Source organism: Streptosporangium amethystogenes subsp. fukuiense (assembly GCF_042665875.1).
In the GTDB taxonomy this organism is placed as follows: domain Bacteria; phylum Actinomycetota; class Actinomycetes; order Streptosporangiales; family Streptosporangiaceae; genus Streptosporangium; species Streptosporangium fukuiense.
This window is the reverse complement of sequence record NZ_JBHTEE010000001.1, coordinates 8,555,405-8,572,161: the sequence shown is the minus strand read 5'-3', so window position 1 is coordinate 8,572,161 and position 16,757 is coordinate 8,555,405. Positions and strand designations below refer to the sequence as shown.

Genomic DNA, 16,757 nt, shown 5'->3' with positions numbered 1-16,757 from the left:
GCTATCTTCTTCTCATGCCGGAACAGCAGATGCGCGTGCTCGCGGACCGTTACGAGCTGATCGCGCCGCTCGGCCGGGGCACGATGGGCACAGTTTGGAAAGCCCATGACCGTTCCCTCGGCCGTGAGGTAGCGATCAAGGAGATCCGTCAGGAGCCCGGCCTCAGCGAGGCGCAACGCGCCGAACTTCGGGAGCGGATGATCCGCGAGGGTCGCACGGCCGCCCGCATCAGTCATCCCTCGGTGGCCACGGTCCACGACGCCATCGTCGAGGACGGCAGCCCCTGGATCATCATGGAGCTCGTGCAGGCACGCTCCCTGGAACAGGTGATCGAGGAGGAGGGGCCGCTCCCGCCCCGCCTGGTCGCCGAGATCGGGGCCGACCTGCTGGGGGCGCTTCGCGCGGCCCACGCCCAGGGAGTGCTGCACCGCGACGTCAAGCCCGGCAACGTGCTGATCACCGAGAACGGCCGGGTGGTTCTCACCGACTTCGGCATCGCCAAGGCCGAGGGCGACACGAGCCTCACCAAGACCGGCATGGTGATCGGCTCTCCCGGATACACCGCGCCCGAGCGGGCCCGCGGCGAGCACAACGGCCCCGAGTCGGACCTGTGGTCCCTCGGCGCCACGCTGTACTTCGCGGTCGAGGGCCGCCCGGCCTACGAGCGGGCCTCGGTGGCGGAGACCCTGGCCGCGCTGATGAGCGAGCAGGTCGACCCGCCGACCCAGGCGGGGCCGCTGCGCCCGGTGCTCGAACAGCTGCTGGAGAAGGACCACACGGCGCGGCTGACGGCCGCTCAGGCGGGCGCGATGCTCCGGGCCGTGGCGGACACCCCCTCGCACCTCGTGGACTCCATCCCCGCCGTCCCCGCCCCCGCACCGTCCCCTCCCGCCCCGGAGACACCCCTCGCACCGGACGCGGAGGAGGACGACGCCGACGGCTTCGACGCCGACCGCACCATGGTGGTCATCCGTCCCAAGGGCGGCCTGCGCATCCCCGGCGGAACGGCGCCCGCCGCGGAACCTCCCGCCTCCCCTCCCTCCGCCGCGGCCCCCGGCCGCCCGACCACCTCGCCCTACCCGGACAGCCCGCCCCCCGCGGAGCCGGGCAGGCCGGCCCCGGGGCGGCAGGGCCCTCCCGGTCTCGGAACTCCGGTCGCCCGGGGACCCGCGGTCGCCGGTCGCGGCCCGGGCGCCTTCGGGCGGCAGGAAAACGAGCACGGATTCCTCGACGACGGAAAGCCTGATCTCTCCGCCACCCCGCCGCACGGCTTCCCCCCGGTCGATCCGGAGTTCGGGGCGCCCGTCCCCGGACGCCCGGAAGCCCCCGCCGCCCTCCCGCCACATGGCCCGCCCCCCGGCAACCGACCCGCCGACCCGGGAGCCCCGATGTTCTCGCAGCCCTGGCGCCCGCCGGGGCCCGAGTCCGCCGACGGCGCCTTCGGCCGCTCTCCCGGCCTGGGCACCGACCTGTTCGCGATCGCGGGTCAGAACGGCCGGCAGGTCCCCGGCATCCCCGGTGCCCCCGGTGCTCCCGGGGAGCGGCAGGCCCCCTCGAAAAAGCCCCCGATCGGCATCCTCGTCCTCATGGGCGTGGCCGCGATCGCGCTGGTAGTGATCATGATCCTGGTGGTGGCCGCCTTCTCCTGAGTGCTCCCCGGTAAGGACCCGCACCCGCCGGTTTGATTCCCTCCCTGGGACGCAGACTGGACGTATGAGCGAGTATCGGATCGAGCATGACTCGATGGGCGAGGTGCGGGTGCCTGCGGGCGCGAAGTGGCGGGCGCAGACCCAGCGGGCGGTGGAGAACTTCCCCGTCTCCGGGCGCGGGCTGGAGGTTCCGCACATCTCCGCACTCGGCCTGATCAAGGCCCTCTCCGCCGAGGTCAACGCCGAGCTGGGGGTGCTCGACAAGGAGATGGCGCAGGCGATCGCCGAGGCCGCCACCGACGTCGCGGAGAACGAGTGGGACGGCGAGTTCCCCGTCGACGTCTTCCAGACCGGCTCCGGCACCTCCTCCAACATGAACGCCAACGAGGTGATCGCCACCCTCGCCGAGGAGCGGCTGGGCCGCCCCGTCCACCCCAACGACCACGTGAACGCCTCGCAGTCGTCCAACGACGTGTTTCCCACCTCCATCCACGTCGCCGCCATGACCGAGGTGTCATACCACCTGATCCCCTCCCTGAGGCACCTGGCCACCGCGCTGCGGGACAAGTCGCTGGAGTTCGACGGCGTGGTGAAGGCGGGGCGCACGCACCTGATGGACGCCACCCCGGTCACGCTGGGCCAGGAGTTCGGCGGGTACGCCACGCAGATCGACAACGCCATCGGGCGGGTGCGCGGCGCGCTCCCGCACCTCGCCCAGCTGCCCCTGGGCGGTACGGCGGTGGGCACCGGCGTCAACACCCCTCCCGGCTTCGCGGCCAAGGTCATCGAGAAGCTGCGCGAGGCCACCGGGTTGCCGTTCTCCGAGGCTCCCGACCACTTCGAGGCCCAGGGGGCCCGGGACGCCATCGTGGAGCTCTCCGGCCAGCTTCGTACGGTCGCGGTCTCGCTCAACAAGATCGCCAACGATCTCCGCTGGATGGGCTCCGGCCCCCGGGCGGGACTGGGCGAGATCAACCTGCCCGACCTCCAGCCCGGTTCGTCGATCATGCCGGGCAAGGTCAACCCGGTCGTCCCCGAGGCGGTGACCATGGTCGTCGCCCAGGTGGTCGGGAACGACGCGGCCATCGCCTTCTCCGGAGCCTCGGGCACCTTCGAGCTCAACGTGATGCTCCCGGTCATCGCGCGCAACATCCTGGAGTCCATCCGGCTGATCGCCAACGCCTCCCGGCTACTGGCCGACCGGTGCGTGCACGGCATAACCGCCAACGTCGACCGCCTGCGCGAGTACGCGGAGTCCTCGCCGTCGATCGTCACCCCGCTCAACCCCTACGTCGGGTACGAGGAGGCCGCCAAGATAGCGAAGCAGGCCCTGACCGAGCGCAAGACCATCCGCGAGGTCGTCATCGAGCGCGGCCACGTCGCCAACGGCGCCCTCACCGAGGAACGGCTCGACGACCTGCTCGACGTGCTGTCCATGACCCGGCCTCCGTCCTAGCTCCCGCCCACCACGCCTCCGCTCGCCGCGGCCGCCCGGACGCGTCCCGCCGCGTCACGCGGGTCGGCGCGGCACGCCGCTGCTCCCTCCCCGCCTCGCGAGACACCGCCTGGCCGGCCCACGCCACGGCGGGATTCGCGGGACGGCGCCCGGAGCCGCGACCCGGCCTGCGCCGTGCACCCGGTCACCTGCGAGACTGCGGAACATGACCCAGATCAAGTTCTACGGCCGCCGGGACGTGTGGTCCGGCCGGCGTCAGGAGATCTCCGACACCGTCCACGGCTGCCTGGTGGACGTCTGGCGACTCCCCGAGGACAAGCGGTTCCACCGGTTCCTGCTGCTGGACGCCGAGGACCTGGTCTGCCCGCAGCGGAGCGAGCGGTACCTCATCGTGGAGATCGTCTGTTTCGGCGGCCGGTCGGACGAGGCCAAGCGCGCGCTGATCCGCGCCCTGTTCGCCAGGGCCGGGGAGGCACTCGATCTCCCCGCCGAGGACCTGGAGATCGTGATCCTGGAGTCGCCCAAGGTCAACTGGGGCATCCGCGGTCTCCCCGGCGACGAGCTGACGCTCATGTATCCGGTCACCATCTGAGACGCCGCCTTCCCCTCTGCGGTGGCCGCCCCGGGAGGTTCGTACTCCGCCCCCCATCGACATCTCCCCGAACCGGGCGGGAAGACGGAGTCAGGCCACATATACCGGGAATGGAGTGTGGGGGTGGGCGACATGGGCTGGGATTCAGGTCATTGCCTAGATTCGGCAGCATGATGGACCTAGCGGGTCGGCGAGCCGTGGTGACCGGGGCGGGCAGCGGGATCGGGCGCGCCTGCGCGCACCGGCTGGCCGCGGCCGGAGCACACGTACTGGTGGTCGACATCGACGCCGAGGCCGCGGCCAAGGTCGCCGCGGAGATCTCGGGAACACCCGTCGTCGCGGACCTGTCGGCACCGGACTTCACCCGGGCGATCCCGTCCGGTACGGACATCCTGGTGAACAACGCGGGATTCCAGCACGTCGCCCCGATCGAGAAGTTCCCCCCCGAGGTGTTCTCCAAAATACTCAAGGTGATGGTGGAGGCGCCCTTCCTGCTGGCCAGGGAGACGCTGCCGGGAATGTACGAGCGCGGCTGGGGCCGGATCGTCAACATCTCCTCGGTCCACGGGCTCCGCGCCTCGCCCTACAAGTCCGCGTACGTCACCGCCAAGCACGCCCTGGAGGGGCTGTCCAAAGTGATCGCCCTGGAGGGCGCCCCGCACGGCGTCACCTCCAACTGTGTCAGCCCCGCCTACGTCCGCACCCCCCTGGTGGAGAACCAGATCGGCGCCCAGGCCGGAACCCACGGCATCGGCAGGGACGAGGTGGTCGAGCAGATCATGCTCGCCCCCGCCGCCATCAAACGGCTCATCGAACCCGCGGAGGTCGCCGAACTCGTCGCCTACCTCTGCGGCCCGCACGCCTCCTCCATAACCGGCGTCTCCCTCCCCCTGGACGGCGGCTGGACCGCCCGCTGACCCCCATGAGACCGTGCCGGAACCGGACTGAGAAGCAAAGGGTTCCAGGTAAGACCGTCCTCACCTCGACGCGCTAGCGTCGCAAACAACTCACAAGAACGCGACATACGGGACGGGCCAAATGATCCGTTCCCAAGGGACCAGCCGTGAGGCCGCGCCGGCGACTGGACTGAGGAACGAAGGAGCGAAGCGGATGAGTGACGAGGGAAGGAGCCGGACAAGAGCGGCCTCACCGCGACGCGCAGCGTCGCCGACAACACAGAGCGAAGCGGATGAGTGACGAGGGAAGGAGCCGGACAAGAGCGTCCGAACCGCGACGCGCCAGCGTCGCATTCAATACCGTCTTCCTTGAGCTGCTGGCCAGGGAGGCGTCGGCGGTCGAGTTCGAGGGACCCGTTCTCGCGGCGAGGAGCGCCGGGATCGGCGCGGAGGCACTGGCCGAGCTGGAGGAGGCCAAGCTCACCGCGTTGAAGGTACGGGCGTTGCTGCGGCGCAGGGCGAAGCGTGAGGCGGAGTTGTCCGCGCTCTTCGACACCGCCGGCGACCTCGCGGGACTGCGGGATCTGGACGCCGTCCTGGAGGCCATCGTGCACCGGGCCAGGCAGCTGCTCGGCACCGATGCCGCCTATATGACGCTGCACGACCCCGAGCGGGGCGACACCTGGATGCGGGTGACCGACGGATCGGTCTCGGCGAAGTTCCGGGCGCTGAGGCTGCCCATGGGCGCGGGTCTCGGCGGGCTGGTGGCCCAGACCGCCACCCCGTACTCGACCGCCGACTACTTCGCCGACGCGCGCTTCCGGCACAAGAGCGACATCGACGACGCGGTGCTTGAGGAGGGGCTGGTCGCCATCCTCGGCGTGCCGCTCAAGCTGGGCACGCGGGTGATCGGAGTGCTGTTCGCGGCCAACCGGAGCGTGCGGCCCTTCACCCAGGACGAGGTCGTGCTGCTGGGCTCGCTGGCCGCGCACGCGGCGGTGGCGATCGACAACGCCCGGCTGCTGCAGGAGACCAGGAACGCGCTGGAGGAGCTCAGCGAGGCCAGCCGGCAGGTGAACGCGCACAGCCAGGCGGTGGAACGCGCTGCTCTCGCGCACGACCGGATGACCGGTCTGGTGCTGCGCGGCGGCGGGGTCGAGGACGTGGCGGCGGTGGTGACGGAGGTGCTCGGCGGCTCGCTGACGGTGCTCGACGACGCCGGACGCCCGATCGCCGGGGACGCGAGCGTGCTGGAGGGCACGCTGGACGAGGAGACGCTCGACCGGGCGGAGTCCGAGCAGAGATCCGCACAGAGGTCGGCGCGGAAGCCGGCCAGGAGGTCCGGCGCCGGGCGCAAGGAGGGCGCCGGGCAGCCGCCGCGGAAGGCGGCGGATGTGATCGCGGACGCCGCACGGTCGTCGAGGGCACTCGGGCGCACCGTGTGGCGGGGGAACCTGCTGGTCGCGTCGGTGGAGGTGAGCACGGAACCGCTGTGCACGCTGGTGTTGCGCAACGGCGTGCGGATGTCGGACGCCGATCATCGCATCCTGGAGCGGGCCGCGCTGGTCACCGCGCTACTGCTGCTGTTCCGGCGTACGGTGGCCGAGGCGGAGGGCCGGGTCAGGGGCGAGCTGCTCGACGACCTGATCTCGCGGCCCGCCCTCGCCGGCCTGGCCGACCGTGCCCGGCGGGTGGGGGTGAACCTGGACGCCGACCACGTGGTGGTCGTGGTCCGCCACGACGGCGGGCGGGAGCGGGCCGCGTTCTGGGCGTCCTCCCAGGCGGCCCTGCACCACGGCCTGGCCGCCCAGCGCGGTGACGAGGTGGTCCTGCTGCTGCCGGGGGACCGGCCCGGCCCCCTGGCGAAGCGGGTGGCGGCCGAACTGAGCGCCTCGCTGGGCCACCCGGCCACGGCGGGCGCCGGAGGCCCGGTACGCGGCGCCGCGGAGGTTGCCGCAGGGCACCGGGAGGCCCAGCGCTGCGCCGACGCCCTGGTGGCCCTGGGGCGGGCCGGAGACGGCGCCGACGCCGGAGAGCTCGGCTTCGTCGGACTGCTGGTCGGCGAGGGACGCGACATCGGGGCGTTCCTCACCTCGACGCTCGGCCCGGTGATCGACTACGACGCCCGCAAGGGCACCGCGCTGGTGCGGACGCTCGCCGCGTACTTCGGCGTGGGCGGCTCGCTGTCGCGTACGAGCGAGGCCCTGCACATCCATGTCAACACGGTCACCCAGCGCCTGGATCGGATCGGCCAGCTCCTCGGCGACGACTGGCAGGCCCCCGACCGAGCCCTGGAGATCCAACTCGCCCTCCGCCTGCACCGCCTCAGCGGCTGATCCCGCGGCCGCACCCACCTCGGCGGTCGAAACCGGGCCGGCGGCCACCCGGTCACGCCCTGCCCGATCCCGGCCCCGGCCCGATGGTCGGCCGCGGCCGCGCCAGGCCCTGCCCGTACGGCGTCGTGGCCCGTCCCGGGTGTACCGCGCGGCGGCTCCGAACACCCACATAGGACGCTTGTCGGCTATGGCTGTCATCCCCATAGGAGTGACGCCGGTCACTACGTACGGTAGCCGGAATCCCCCCAACAGCGACTCCCCCTGGTGAGTGAGATGGCAGAGAAAACCCGAAGCCCCATCGGAAAGATCGTCGGTGCCAGCCTCATCGGCACCACGATCGAGTGGTACGACTTCTTTCTGTACGGTTCCGCCGCCGCCCTGGTCTTCCCGAAACTCTTCTTCCCCGAGTCGGAGCCGCTGACCGGCACCCTGCTGGCGTTCCTGACCTACGCGGTGGGCTTCGTGGCCCGCCCGCTGGGCGCGCTGGTCTTCGGGCACTACGGCGACCGGGTCGGCCGCAAGAAGCTGCTGGTGTTCAGCCTGCTGCTGATGGGCGGGGCCACCTTCCTGATCGGCTGCCTGCCGACCCACGCCGCGATCGGCATGGTGGCGCCGCTGCTGCTGACCCTGCTCCGGCTCGTCCAGGGCTTCGCCCTCGGGGGCGAGTGGGGAGGCGCGGTGCTCATCGTCTCCGAGCACGGCGACGCGGAGCGCCGCGGCTTCTGGGCCTCCTGGCCGCAGGCGGGCGCCCCCGGCGGCAACCTGCTGGCCACCGCCGTGCTGGCGGCGCTGGCCGCGATCCAGACGGACGAGACCTTCCTGAGCTGGGGATGGCGGGTGCCGTTCCTGCTCTCCGGCGTGCTGGTACTGGTCGGCATGTGGATCCGGCTGTCCATCAGCGAGTCGCCGGTCTTCCAGCAGGCGGTCGCCAACGCCGAGCCCGCCCCGTCCATGCCGATCGTCGAGGTGTTCAGGCACCACTGGCGGGACGTGATCACCGCGATCGGCGCCCGTTTCGCGGAGAACGTCTCCTACTACATCCTCACCGCGTTCGTGCTGGTCTACGCGACGACGTCGGCGGGGCTGACGAAGCCCGTCGTGCTCAACGCGGTGCTGATCGGGTCGGCCGTCCACTTCGTCTCGATCCCGCTGTGGGGGGCGCTCTCCGACCGGCTCGGCCGCCGCCCGGTCTACCTGCTCGGCGCCGCCGGAGTGGGCCTGTGGGCCTTCGCCTTCTTCCCGCTGATCGACACGAAGAACTTCGCCGCGGTCACCCTGGCGGTGACCGTCGGGCTGATCCTGCACGGTGCGATGTACGGCCCGCAGGCGGCGTTCTTCTCCGAGTTGTTCGCCACCAGGATGCGCTACTCGGGCGTGTCGATCGGCTCACAGCTCGCCTCGATCATCGCGGGCGGCCTGGCCCCGCTGATCGCGGTGGCCCTGCTGAGCGCCTACGAGTCGTCGCTGCCGGTCATGCTGTACGTGGTCGGAGCCGCCGTACTCACCCTGATCACCGTGTACGTCTCACGTGAGACCCGGGGACGTGACCTCGTCACCCTCGGCGCCCGCGACGAGGCCCCGACCACCCGCTGAACATGATGGAGAGGCATCCGATGCGCATCGAGAACCGGCGGGTACCCACCGCCCGCATCACCCAGAACGTGCTGTCCGCCGCCGATGGAACGGCGAGTGGCGAGACGGTGCTGCTCGTGCACGGGAACGTGTCGAGCTCCGCCTTCTGGCGGGACACGCTGCTCGCCCTGGCGGAGGCGGGCCACCGGCCGCTCGCCGTCGACCTGCGGGGCTTCGGCGACACCGAGCCGGCCCCGGTCGACGCCACCCGCGGCCTGCGGGACTACTCGGACGACGTGCTCGCCCTCATCGACGCCCTCGGGCTGGACGACGTGCACCTGGTCGGCTGGAGCATGGGCGGCGGGGTGGTGCTGCAGGCGCTGCGGGACCGGCCGGCCGGCGTGCGGAGCGTGACGCTGGTCAACCCGGTCTCCCCGTACGGCTTCGGCGGCACGCACGGCCTCGACGGGGCGCTGAACCACCCCGACGGCACGGGCGCCGGCGGCGGGTCGGCGAACCCGGACTTCGTGAAGCTGCTCGCGGCGGGGGACACCTCCGACGACTCCCCGGCATCACCGAGGAACGTGATGCGGACCACGTACGTGAAGCCCGGCACCGTGATCAAGGACGAAGACGCCCTGGTCGCGTCGATGCTCTCCACGAGGGTCGGCGACGACCACTACCCGGGCGACGTGGTGGCGTCGGAGGAGTGGCCGGGGGTGCGTCCCGGCACGCGGGGCGTGCTCAACTCCTTCTCGCCGCCGAACTTCCGGCTCGACGACCTGCACACGATCGACCCGAAGCCGCCGATCCTGTGGATCAGGGGCGAGGCCGACGTGATCGTCTCCGACACCTCGCTGTTCGACCTGGCCCATCTGGGCGCCCTGGGGGTCGTCCCCGGCTCCCCCGGCACCCCGGCGCAGCCGATGGTCGCCCAGACCCGCGCCGTCCTGGAACGGTACGGCCCGTACACCGAGATCGTCCTGGACACCGGTCACAGCCCCCACATCGAGCGCCCCGAAGAGTTCCGCACCGCCCTCATGAACCATCTGAAGCGGAGCTGACAGTGTCCATGGCAGCACCATCACGTCGCGGTTGGGCTGGAGCACTCGCCGTCGCCCTGTTCGCGGCCCTGCTGGCGGGCGGTCCCGCGGCGAGTGCGGGGTCCTCTCCCGCGCACTGCGCCCGGTTGGACCGGGTGCTGGTGCCGGGGGCCGAGCACCAGGTGAAGGCGTGCCTGGACGACCTCACGACGGCCGGCACGATCGCCTCCGGGCACACCGACCCGGCCGACTGGGCGGGTCTACACCCGGCGGGGGCGGTCAACCCCACCGGCGTGCCCGGCATCCAGGTCGACGGCTACTTCCCCGACACCTCGACCTCCAACACGACGCACGGCTGGAACCACGACTCGCAGTTCGTGCTCCGGCTGCCCGACGACTGGAACGGCGGGCTGGTGGTCGCGGGCACCCCCGGCAACAGGGAGCAGTACGCGAACGACTTCACCATCTCCGACTGGGCACTGGCCAGGGGCTACGCCTACGCCGTGACGGACAAGGGCAACGTCGGCGTCACCTTCCACCAGGACGGCCGCAGGCCCGGCGACGCGGTCGCGGAGTGGAACGACCGGGTCACGCAGGTCGCGGTCGCGGCCAAGGCCGTCGTCGCGCAGCGCTACGGCAGGCTTCCGAAGCGGACCTACGCGGCGGGCATCTCCAACGGCGGATACCTGGTCCGCTGGCAGCTGGAGAACCGGGCCTGGCTCTACGACGGCGGGATCGACTGGGAGGGCACGCTCTGGCGGGTCAAGGGCGACAACCTGCTCAACTACCTGCCTCCGGCGCTGCGGGCCTACCCGGCGGGCGACACCCAGGCGATGTACGACGCCGGGTTCGCACGCGGGTCGGAGTTCCTGTGGCCCTTCCACTACCAGTACTACTGGGACCTGACCCAGCGCGTCTACCGTGAGGAGCTCGACCCCGCCTTCGACGGCGACACCGAGGCGGGCACCCCGTTCTGCGCCTCGGGCACCCCCGCCTGCGACGCCGACTACGACTACGACGCGCGCAAGCCGTACGCGGCGGTGCGGAAGATCGGGCTCACCGGCCGGATCGGCAAGCCGCTGATCACGATCCACGGCACGCTGGACACGCTGCTGCCGATCTCCCGCTCCGGTGACGTCTACGCGGAGATGGTCGGCGGGCACCGGCCGTTCCGGTACTACCGGATCACCGACGGAACCCATGTGGACAGCCTCTACGCCGCCTACCCCGACAGGCTTCGCCCGCTGCTGCCGTGCTTCCGCAGCGCGTTCGAGGCCATGGAGGGCTGGGTGGAGCGCGGGCAGAACCCGCCGCCGAGCGCGACCCTGTCGAGGCCCTCCGGCGGTGACCTGCCCAACGAGTGCCGGCTCGGCGCCTGACGTGGCCGTGCGGTACGGGTCACCGTCTCAGCTGAGCATGTAGCGGCGCTGCACCGTCTTGGTGACCCGGACCGCGTTCCTGACCCCCGGTATCCGCAGCGCGAGGCGTTTCAGCAGCGGGTACCAGGGCTCGGGGGGCCGGGCCGCGGCGGACTTGAGGATCTCCACCCGCCCGCCGCGGTTCATCTCCATCTTGAAGCGGAGCCCGGTCTCCTTGCCGTCCACCCGTAGGAAGGGCGCCCAGGCGCCCGGCGCGAGGAACCCCTCCCGGTACGCCAGCCGGGTCGGAATCTTGGCGATCAGCCTCCCGGCGAGCTGCCCGGGGACACCCGGCTCGACCAGGGCGGGCGCGGCGACCTCGCGTTCCCTGCCGGTGGTCTGGCGGAGCACCAGTTCCACGGGCGGCCCCCCGCTCGGCGGCACGTACGGCACGGGCACGACCACGAAGACGTACTTGCGCTGCCTGATGACCGTCGTACCCGGCGAGACCAGGACGATCGACTCGGAGAACGAGCGGGGCTCCACGCAGATCCCCAGCTCCCCCCGGTCCGACCACCAGGGGACGACCAGCCGCTTGGAGTAGTCGGCGACCACCCCGGTGCAGTTCAACGGGGACCCGGTCACCCGGGTACGGGCCTGCTGAGCCCCCCCGTACATGCGTACGTGGATCTCCCAGAGCCCCGGCGGCAGCGGGCCGTCCACGGCCGCCGAGTCGACGTCCAGCCGGGCCGTGCCGGTGACCTGGAGCCTGACCCCGTTGCGGTGCCGGCAGCGGATCATCGAGCACTCCACCGGCAGGAAGTAGACGACCCCGGTCTCCTCGTGTCTGATGTACACCTCGAACCGCGCCCTGGCCGCGGCCTGGCTGACGTCGGCCATCTCGGGGGGGAGGCGGAGCCCGTCCAGGGGCACCGGAGGCTCCCAGAGCAGGCCGTCCTCCCCGTAGGGGATGAAGCGCATCGGGGTGCCGTCGGACTGCATGATCTCCACGGTCAGCCCCATGGTGAGCACGCCGTCGTCCCAGACGACGTCCGTCAGGTCGGCCTGGAGGTGGATGCCCTGGCTGGCTCCGGCCAGCATGACGAGCTGGTCGAGCCTGCCCGCCCGCAGCAGCGCGGCGCGAGCCCGCAACTGCACCGGCAGCAGCAGGTCGAGGCGCGGGGGGAAGCGCTGGACCACCAGCTCGCGCAGGGTCGTGAAGGTGGCCGCCCGGCCCAGGGAGGAGGTGGCGAACGCACCCCCGCCGAGCCGCCGCAGCACCGCGGTACGGAACCACTGGGCGTACATCCGGTCGCGTCTGCGGCCCTCGGGGACCTCGTCGTCGATGATGTCGAGCAGCTCGCGCAGCTCGGCGGCCCAGACGTACGGGTCCTCCTGCGGCTCGGGCCGCTCGGCGACGTGACAGCAGACCTGGTCGGCCATGACCACGACGACCTTGGCCCGCAGGTAGGCGCGGACGACGAAGGCCTGTTCGGCCAGGCGCCCGCCGGGGTCGGAGAAGTTCAGCGCCTCGTCGTCGAGAAAGGCCCTGCGGAACAGCTTGTGCGGGGTGAGCAGCGTGAGCAGCCGGTCCTTGACCACGTCGGCGCGCTCACGGTTGACGTCGAAGACCGGGGAGGGCGGCTTCCGGTCGTCGACCAGCCGCCCGATGAGGATGTCGGCCTCGGTCTCCACGGCACGCCGGTACATCAGCTCCAGGGCCGTCCGTTCCAGGCGGTCGGTCTGGCCGAGCATGTAGACGTACTCGCCCCTGGCCACCATGAGGGCGACATTGCGGCCGCGCATCGGCGAGCCGGTCCGCTCAAGGTGGAGCACCTTGACGTTCGACCGCACCGCGGCCACGGCGTCGAGGCGCTGCTGGATCCCGTCGTCGGAGCCGTCGTCGGCGAAGATCACCTCGTAGTCGTCGGAGGCCATCGACTGTTCCAGCACCGACCGGATACAGGCGTCGGCGCCATCACCGGGGTTGTGCACCGGCACTACCACGCTGACCTTCACATCCATGCGGCCAAGGGTGCGATGCCCGGGGCCGGGAGACGGTCAGACTTGCCGAGTCCTGGTCTCTCAGTACCAGCCTTTGGCCTGGGAATGGGCCCAGGCCCCGCAGGGCGTGCCGTAGCGGCCCTTGATGTAGGTGAGCCCCCACTCGATCTGGGTGGCCGGGTTGGTCTGCCAGTCGCTTCCCGAGCTGGCCATCTTGTGGCCGGGGAGGGACTGGGGGATGCCGTAGGCGCCGCTGGAGGTGTTCATGGCGCGCTCGTTCCAGCCGCTCTCCTTCATCCAGAGCTTCTCCAGGCAACCCCACTGGTCGGCCCAGCCCCGGGACTCCAGCATCTGCTTGCCCAGTGCCCTGTTGCCGGTCGGGTTGGCGGTGCCCGGGGGGAGCCGCTGCGGGTTGAACCCGCCACCGCCCGGCGCCTCGTCAACGATCTTGACCGGGCTGAGCACCTTGCGGTTCTCCCGCTCGGCGGCGATCTTGTCGGCCTTGAGCGCCTGGGCCGCCTGGGCCTTCAGCATGTCGGACTCCAGGTCGGAGCCGAACGGGTCGGAGCCGAGCACCTGCGCCATCTCTTCCAGGGTGAGCGGCTGCGTGGGCGGCGCCGAGGCGTTCTGCACCGCGGTGTAGGCGGTGAAGGCTCCGCCACCCACCAGGATCACGACCGCGGTGCCCAGGATCAGGACGCGCTTGGGGGTCAGACGGCCCGGCGTCTTCGTCTTGGCCGTTCTGCGATTGGAACGACGGGCACGGGGCGCCGCCGAGCGGTCCTTCAGTTGCTGTGATCCTGGACTCACGACCTATGAGCTTGCCGTGCGGAGGGGGGTGGTCCGCAACCGGAACGTAAGAGTTGGTCGGCGCCGTACGAGATCCACCGGGCCTCTCCTGAGCTAATCACCAGGCCAGAGCGCTTTCCCGGCAAGGAAAAGATGGGAGTGATTTTGCTCACATTTTACCCTACGGTGCCCCTTCGCCTCTCTATGTGATCACAGGAGCGCCCGAATCACGGCTTGACTGCCTTGTTCAGGTACTGTTTGCCCTATGTCGGGGTTCGTGACCTGGCAGATCCATCCAAGCCTTGAGAGAATGATTACCCGGTGGCAGGCATCCTCCTCGTCGAAGACGACCCCTCGGTCAGGACCGGGCTGGAGCTGGCGCTCACCCGGCAGGGCCATTCCGTCACCGCATGCGCCAGCGGTGAGGAGGCGCTTGAGCACATCAGGTCCCGCCGCCCCGAGATCGCCATCCTGGACGTCATGCTGCCCGGCATCGACGGCGTCGAGGTGTGCCGCCGCATCCGCAGGCTGGACCAGCTGCCGGTGATCCTGCTCACCGCCAGGGGCGACGACCTCGACGTGGTCGTGGGACTGGAGGCCGGGGCCGACGACTACGTGGTCAAGCCGGTCGAGCCTCGGGTACTGGACGCCCGCATCCGCGCCGTCCTGCGCCGGATGGAGTCGGTCGCCTCCGACCGCATCACCTTCGGCGACCTGGTCATCGACAGGGGCGCGCTCAAGGTGTCGCTGAGCGGCCGCGAGGTCCACCTCACCCCCACCGAACTGCGGCTCCTGCTCGAACTCGTCCGCCATCCCGGCCAGGTGCTCAACCGCAGGTACCTGCTGCGGGCCGTCTGGGACCACACGCACGTCGCGGACTCCCGGCTGGTCGACGCCTGCGTCCAGCGGGTTCGCGCCAAGATAGAGGCGGTTCCCGCCGAGCCCGAGTTCATCCACACGGTACGGGGATTCGGCTACCGGTTCAGCCCACCGTGAAACGCACCCACACCGGCCTGCGTGGCCGTCTGGTGATCACCTTCACCCTGATCGCCGTCACCGCCTCCTCGCTGGTCGCCGGGATCGGCTACGAGTTCGTCAAGATCCGCATGATCGGACGCGCCGAGCAGGTCGCCGTGAGCGACGTGCGCGACATCCTGGAGGGCATCAGAGTGCCCATCGGCGCGCTCTGGCCCGGGGACAGCCCGCCGACCGACGACGAGATCAGCGCGCTGCAGAAGAGCCTGCGCCCGCAGGGCGGCAGGGTGGTGGTCCGCTACGAGGACTACCTCTACCCCGACGGCGAATTCGGCATCAGGGACGTCCCCGGCGACCTCGCCGCCAGGGCCACCCAGCGGATGGTCGCCAAGCGGCAGATCATCAACGGCGACATGTGGCTGCTCATCGGCACCCCCGTGTGGCGGATCGAGCCCATCCACACCGCCCAGCCCACCGGGATGACCGTCTACGTGTTCGCCCCCCTCATCGAGGAGGAGCGTCTTCTCAGCGGCCTGCGGCAGCCGCTGGCCGTCGCCAGCGTCGCCATGCTGATCATCGCGCTGGCCCTGGGACTGCTGTCGGCCCGGCAGCTCCTGCTGCCGGTAAGGCGGCTCGGCTCCGCGGCCCGCGCGCTCGGCGCCGGTCACCTGGACACCCGCCTGCCCGTACACGGTAAGGACGAGCTCGCCGAACTCACCGCCACGTTCAACGACACCGCCGCCGCCCTGGAACGGAGCGTCTCCGAGCTCCGCTCGCTGGAGGCGATGTCCCGCCGCTTCGTCGCCGACGTCTCCCACGAGCTCAGGACCCCGCTGACCGCGATGACCGCGGTCACCGACATGCTCTCCGAGGAGGCCGAGCGGCTGCCCCCCGAACCCGCGGCCGCCGTGCAGCTGGTGCTGCGGGAGATCGCGCGGCTGCGGACCCTGGTGGAGCAGCTCATCGAGGCGAGCCGGTTCGACTCGGGCACCGCGACGCTGAACGTGGACACGGTGAACATCGTCGACGTGATCTGGGACTGCCTGGAGATGCGCGGCTGGTCGGACCAGGTGCGGGTGAACGTGCCCCAGGGACTGGTCTTCTCCGTCGACCCCAGGCGATTCGACGTCATCGTGGCCAACCTGGTGGGCAACGCCCTACGCCACGGGGAGCCCCCCGTGATGGTGACCGCCCGCAGCACCCCGAACGGCCTGGAGGTGAAGGTGCGCGACCACGGCAAGGGCATCCCGGCCAAGGATCTGCCGTTTGTGTTCAACCGCTTCTACAAGGCGGGCGCCCGGGGCGACGGCAGCGGACTCGGCCTGTCCATCGCGCGGGCCAACGCCCAGTTGCACGGCGGCACGATCTCGGTCCGCGCGCAGCGGCCGGGAACCCTCTTCACCGTCTGGCTGCCCCCGGCATGAGACGCCTCACCTGTCTGCTCGTCGCCCTCGCGGTCCTGTGTGGATGCGGCATCTCTCCCACCGAGGTCCAGGACTACGGCCGCCCGCCGGTGATCAGCTACAGCCCGACCTGGGTGACCGTCTATCTGCTCCGTGACGGACGGCTTGAACCGGCCAGGATCCCGGTGGTCTCCGACTCGGCCAAGAACATCATCGACACCCTCTTCCGGGCGGGCAAGCAGCCGCCGAAACGGGGGCTGACCAGCGCGCTCAACAACTTCAGCCACTACGACACCAAGACCACCCGATACTCCGACAACACCGATCAGCGCAACGATCCGGACGACAGCCTGGGCTACCGGTTGAATGTGATCATCACGGGCGAGGGCAAGATCTCCAAGGAGGGCCTCGCCCAGATCACCTGCACCATCCGGCAGAACAAGCAGGAGAGCATCTGGAGCGTCGAGATCACCCGGCTCTTCCCCGGAGTCCCGGAGTCGATGGGCGAGCACACCTGCTTCGAGTTCCGCAAACTCGCGGCCCCCGGCGTACGACTGCCGCCGTGAGCGCTCCCTGACGCCCGGTGCCGTGGTCCACGGCCGGCGTCCGCCGACCCGCGAACGACGCGCGAAGCGCGGTCGCGGATGCCTTGAGGCATCCGCGACCGCGCTTCGCGCGATCATG

At 70.9% G+C, this 16,757-nt stretch carries 13 protein-coding genes; 11 read left to right on the top strand and 2 right to left on the bottom strand.

Annotation, left to right across the window (positions count from 1 at the left end; genetic code table 11):
* Positions 1-14: 14 nt before the first annotated feature.
* The 8 genes from ACFQVD_RS38125 (at position 15) to ACFQVD_RS38090 (ending at position 10,923) form a co-directional block, all read left to right on the top strand.
* Positions 15-1,649 carry a serine/threonine-protein kinase gene (locus tag ACFQVD_RS38125; protein ID WP_343977667.1) on the top strand — a complete coding sequence of 545 codons (1,635 nt, stop codon included), beginning with the start codon at positions 15-17 and terminating at the stop codon, positions 1,647-1,649.
* Between the two features lie 64 nt (positions 1,650-1,713).
* Positions 1,714-3,105, top strand: a complete 1,392-nt coding sequence (locus ACFQVD_RS38120) for a class II fumarate hydratase (RefSeq protein WP_343977670.1) — start codon at positions 1,714-1,716, stop codon at positions 3,103-3,105.
* Positions 3,106-3,310: 205 nt separating this feature from the next.
* Positions 3,311-3,697: a tautomerase family protein gene (locus tag ACFQVD_RS38115; protein WP_343977673.1), complete on the top strand. Its 387-nt coding sequence runs from the start codon at positions 3,311-3,313 to the stop codon at positions 3,695-3,697.
* 173 nt (positions 3,698-3,870) lie between these two features.
* Positions 3,871-4,614, top strand: coding sequence for a 3-hydroxybutyrate dehydrogenase (locus ACFQVD_RS38110; RefSeq protein WP_343977893.1), 744 nt, complete (start codon positions 3,871-3,873; stop codon positions 4,612-4,614).
* A gap of 272 nt (positions 4,615-4,886) precedes the next feature.
* Positions 4,887-6,929, top strand: a complete 2,043-nt coding sequence (locus ACFQVD_RS38105; RefSeq protein WP_343977676.1) for a helix-turn-helix domain-containing protein — start codon at positions 4,887-4,889, stop codon at positions 6,927-6,929.
* Positions 6,930-7,202: 273 nt separating this feature from the next.
* Positions 7,203-8,522 carry an MFS transporter gene (locus tag ACFQVD_RS38100; protein WP_343977679.1) on the top strand — a complete coding sequence of 440 codons (1,320 nt, stop codon included), beginning with the start codon at positions 7,203-7,205 and terminating at the stop codon, positions 8,520-8,522.
* 20 nt (positions 8,523-8,542) lie between these two features.
* Positions 8,543-9,565: an alpha/beta hydrolase gene (locus tag ACFQVD_RS38095; protein ID WP_343977682.1), complete on the top strand. Its 1,023-nt coding sequence runs from the start codon at positions 8,543-8,545 to the stop codon at positions 9,563-9,565.
* Between the two features lie 8 nt (positions 9,566-9,573).
* On the top strand, positions 9,574-10,923 hold the full coding sequence (locus ACFQVD_RS38090; protein ID WP_343977685.1) for a tannase/feruloyl esterase family alpha/beta hydrolase: 1,350 nt from the start codon (positions 9,574-9,576) through the stop codon (positions 10,921-10,923).
* Between the two features lie 27 nt (positions 10,924-10,950).
* Here the strand turns inward: ACFQVD_RS38090 and ACFQVD_RS38085 are convergent, their stop codons facing one another.
* On the bottom strand, positions 10,951-12,927 hold the full coding sequence (locus ACFQVD_RS38085) for a glycosyltransferase family 2 protein (protein ID WP_343977688.1): 1,977 nt from the start codon (positions 12,925-12,927) through the stop codon (positions 10,951-10,953).
* A 60-nt stretch (positions 12,928-12,987) separates the two neighbouring features.
* Positions 12,988-13,716 carry an aggregation-promoting factor C-terminal-like domain-containing protein gene (locus tag ACFQVD_RS38080; RefSeq protein WP_343977691.1) on the bottom strand — a complete coding sequence of 243 codons (729 nt, stop codon included), beginning with the start codon at positions 13,714-13,716 and terminating at the stop codon, positions 12,988-12,990.
* 300 nt (positions 13,717-14,016) lie between these two features.
* On the opposite strand from ACFQVD_RS38080, the gene ACFQVD_RS38075 reads away from it, so the two are divergent.
* From ACFQVD_RS38075 to ACFQVD_RS38065, 3 genes are read left to right on the top strand one after another with little or no spacing between them, the layout of a single operon-like run.
* Positions 14,017-14,691: a response regulator transcription factor gene (locus ACFQVD_RS38075; protein WP_343977694.1), complete on the top strand. Its 675-nt coding sequence runs from the start codon at positions 14,017-14,019 to the stop codon at positions 14,689-14,691.
* Positions 14,688-16,094, top strand: coding sequence for a sensor histidine kinase (locus ACFQVD_RS38070; protein WP_343977697.1), 1,407 nt, complete (start codon positions 14,688-14,690; stop codon positions 16,092-16,094). The genes ACFQVD_RS38075 and ACFQVD_RS38070 overlap by 4 nt, the downstream gene beginning before the upstream one ends.
* Positions 16,091-16,639: a hypothetical protein gene (locus ACFQVD_RS38065; RefSeq protein ID WP_343977700.1), complete on the top strand. Its 549-nt coding sequence runs from the start codon at positions 16,091-16,093 to the stop codon at positions 16,637-16,639. Before ACFQVD_RS38070 ends, ACFQVD_RS38065 begins: the two co-directional genes overlap by 4 nt.
* The last annotated feature ends 118 nt before the right edge of the window (positions 16,640-16,757 follow it).

Bases quoted from the DNA above. Each gene is read 5' to 3' on its own strand.
- ACFQVD_RS38125 (WP_343977667.1), top strand. From the start codon at position 15: ATGCCGGAACAGCAGATGCGCGTGCTCGCGGACCGTTACGAGCTGATC.
- ACFQVD_RS38120 (WP_343977670.1), top strand. From the start codon at position 1,714: ATGAGCGAGTATCGGATCGAGCATGACTCGATGGGCGAGGTGCGGGTG.
- ACFQVD_RS38115 (WP_343977673.1), top strand. From the start codon at position 3,311: ATGACCCAGATCAAGTTCTACGGCCGCCGGGACGTGTGGTCCGGCCGG.
- ACFQVD_RS38110 (WP_343977893.1), top strand. From the start codon at position 3,871: ATGGACCTAGCGGGTCGGCGAGCCGTGGTGACCGGGGCGGGCAGCGGG.
- ACFQVD_RS38105 (WP_343977676.1), top strand. From the start codon at position 4,887: ATGAGTGACGAGGGAAGGAGCCGGACAAGAGCGTCCGAACCGCGACGC.
- ACFQVD_RS38100 (WP_343977679.1), top strand. From the start codon at position 7,203: ATGGCAGAGAAAACCCGAAGCCCCATCGGAAAGATCGTCGGTGCCAGC.
- ACFQVD_RS38095 (WP_343977682.1), top strand. From the start codon at position 8,543: ATGCGCATCGAGAACCGGCGGGTACCCACCGCCCGCATCACCCAGAAC.
- ACFQVD_RS38090 (WP_343977685.1), top strand. From the start codon at position 9,574: ATGGCAGCACCATCACGTCGCGGTTGGGCTGGAGCACTCGCCGTCGCC.
- ACFQVD_RS38085 (WP_343977688.1), bottom strand. From the start codon at position 12,927: ATGGATGTGAAGGTCAGCGTGGTAGTGCCGGTGCACAACCCCGGTGAT.
- ACFQVD_RS38065 (WP_343977700.1), top strand. From the start codon at position 16,091: ATGAGACGCCTCACCTGTCTGCTCGTCGCCCTCGCGGTCCTGTGTGGA.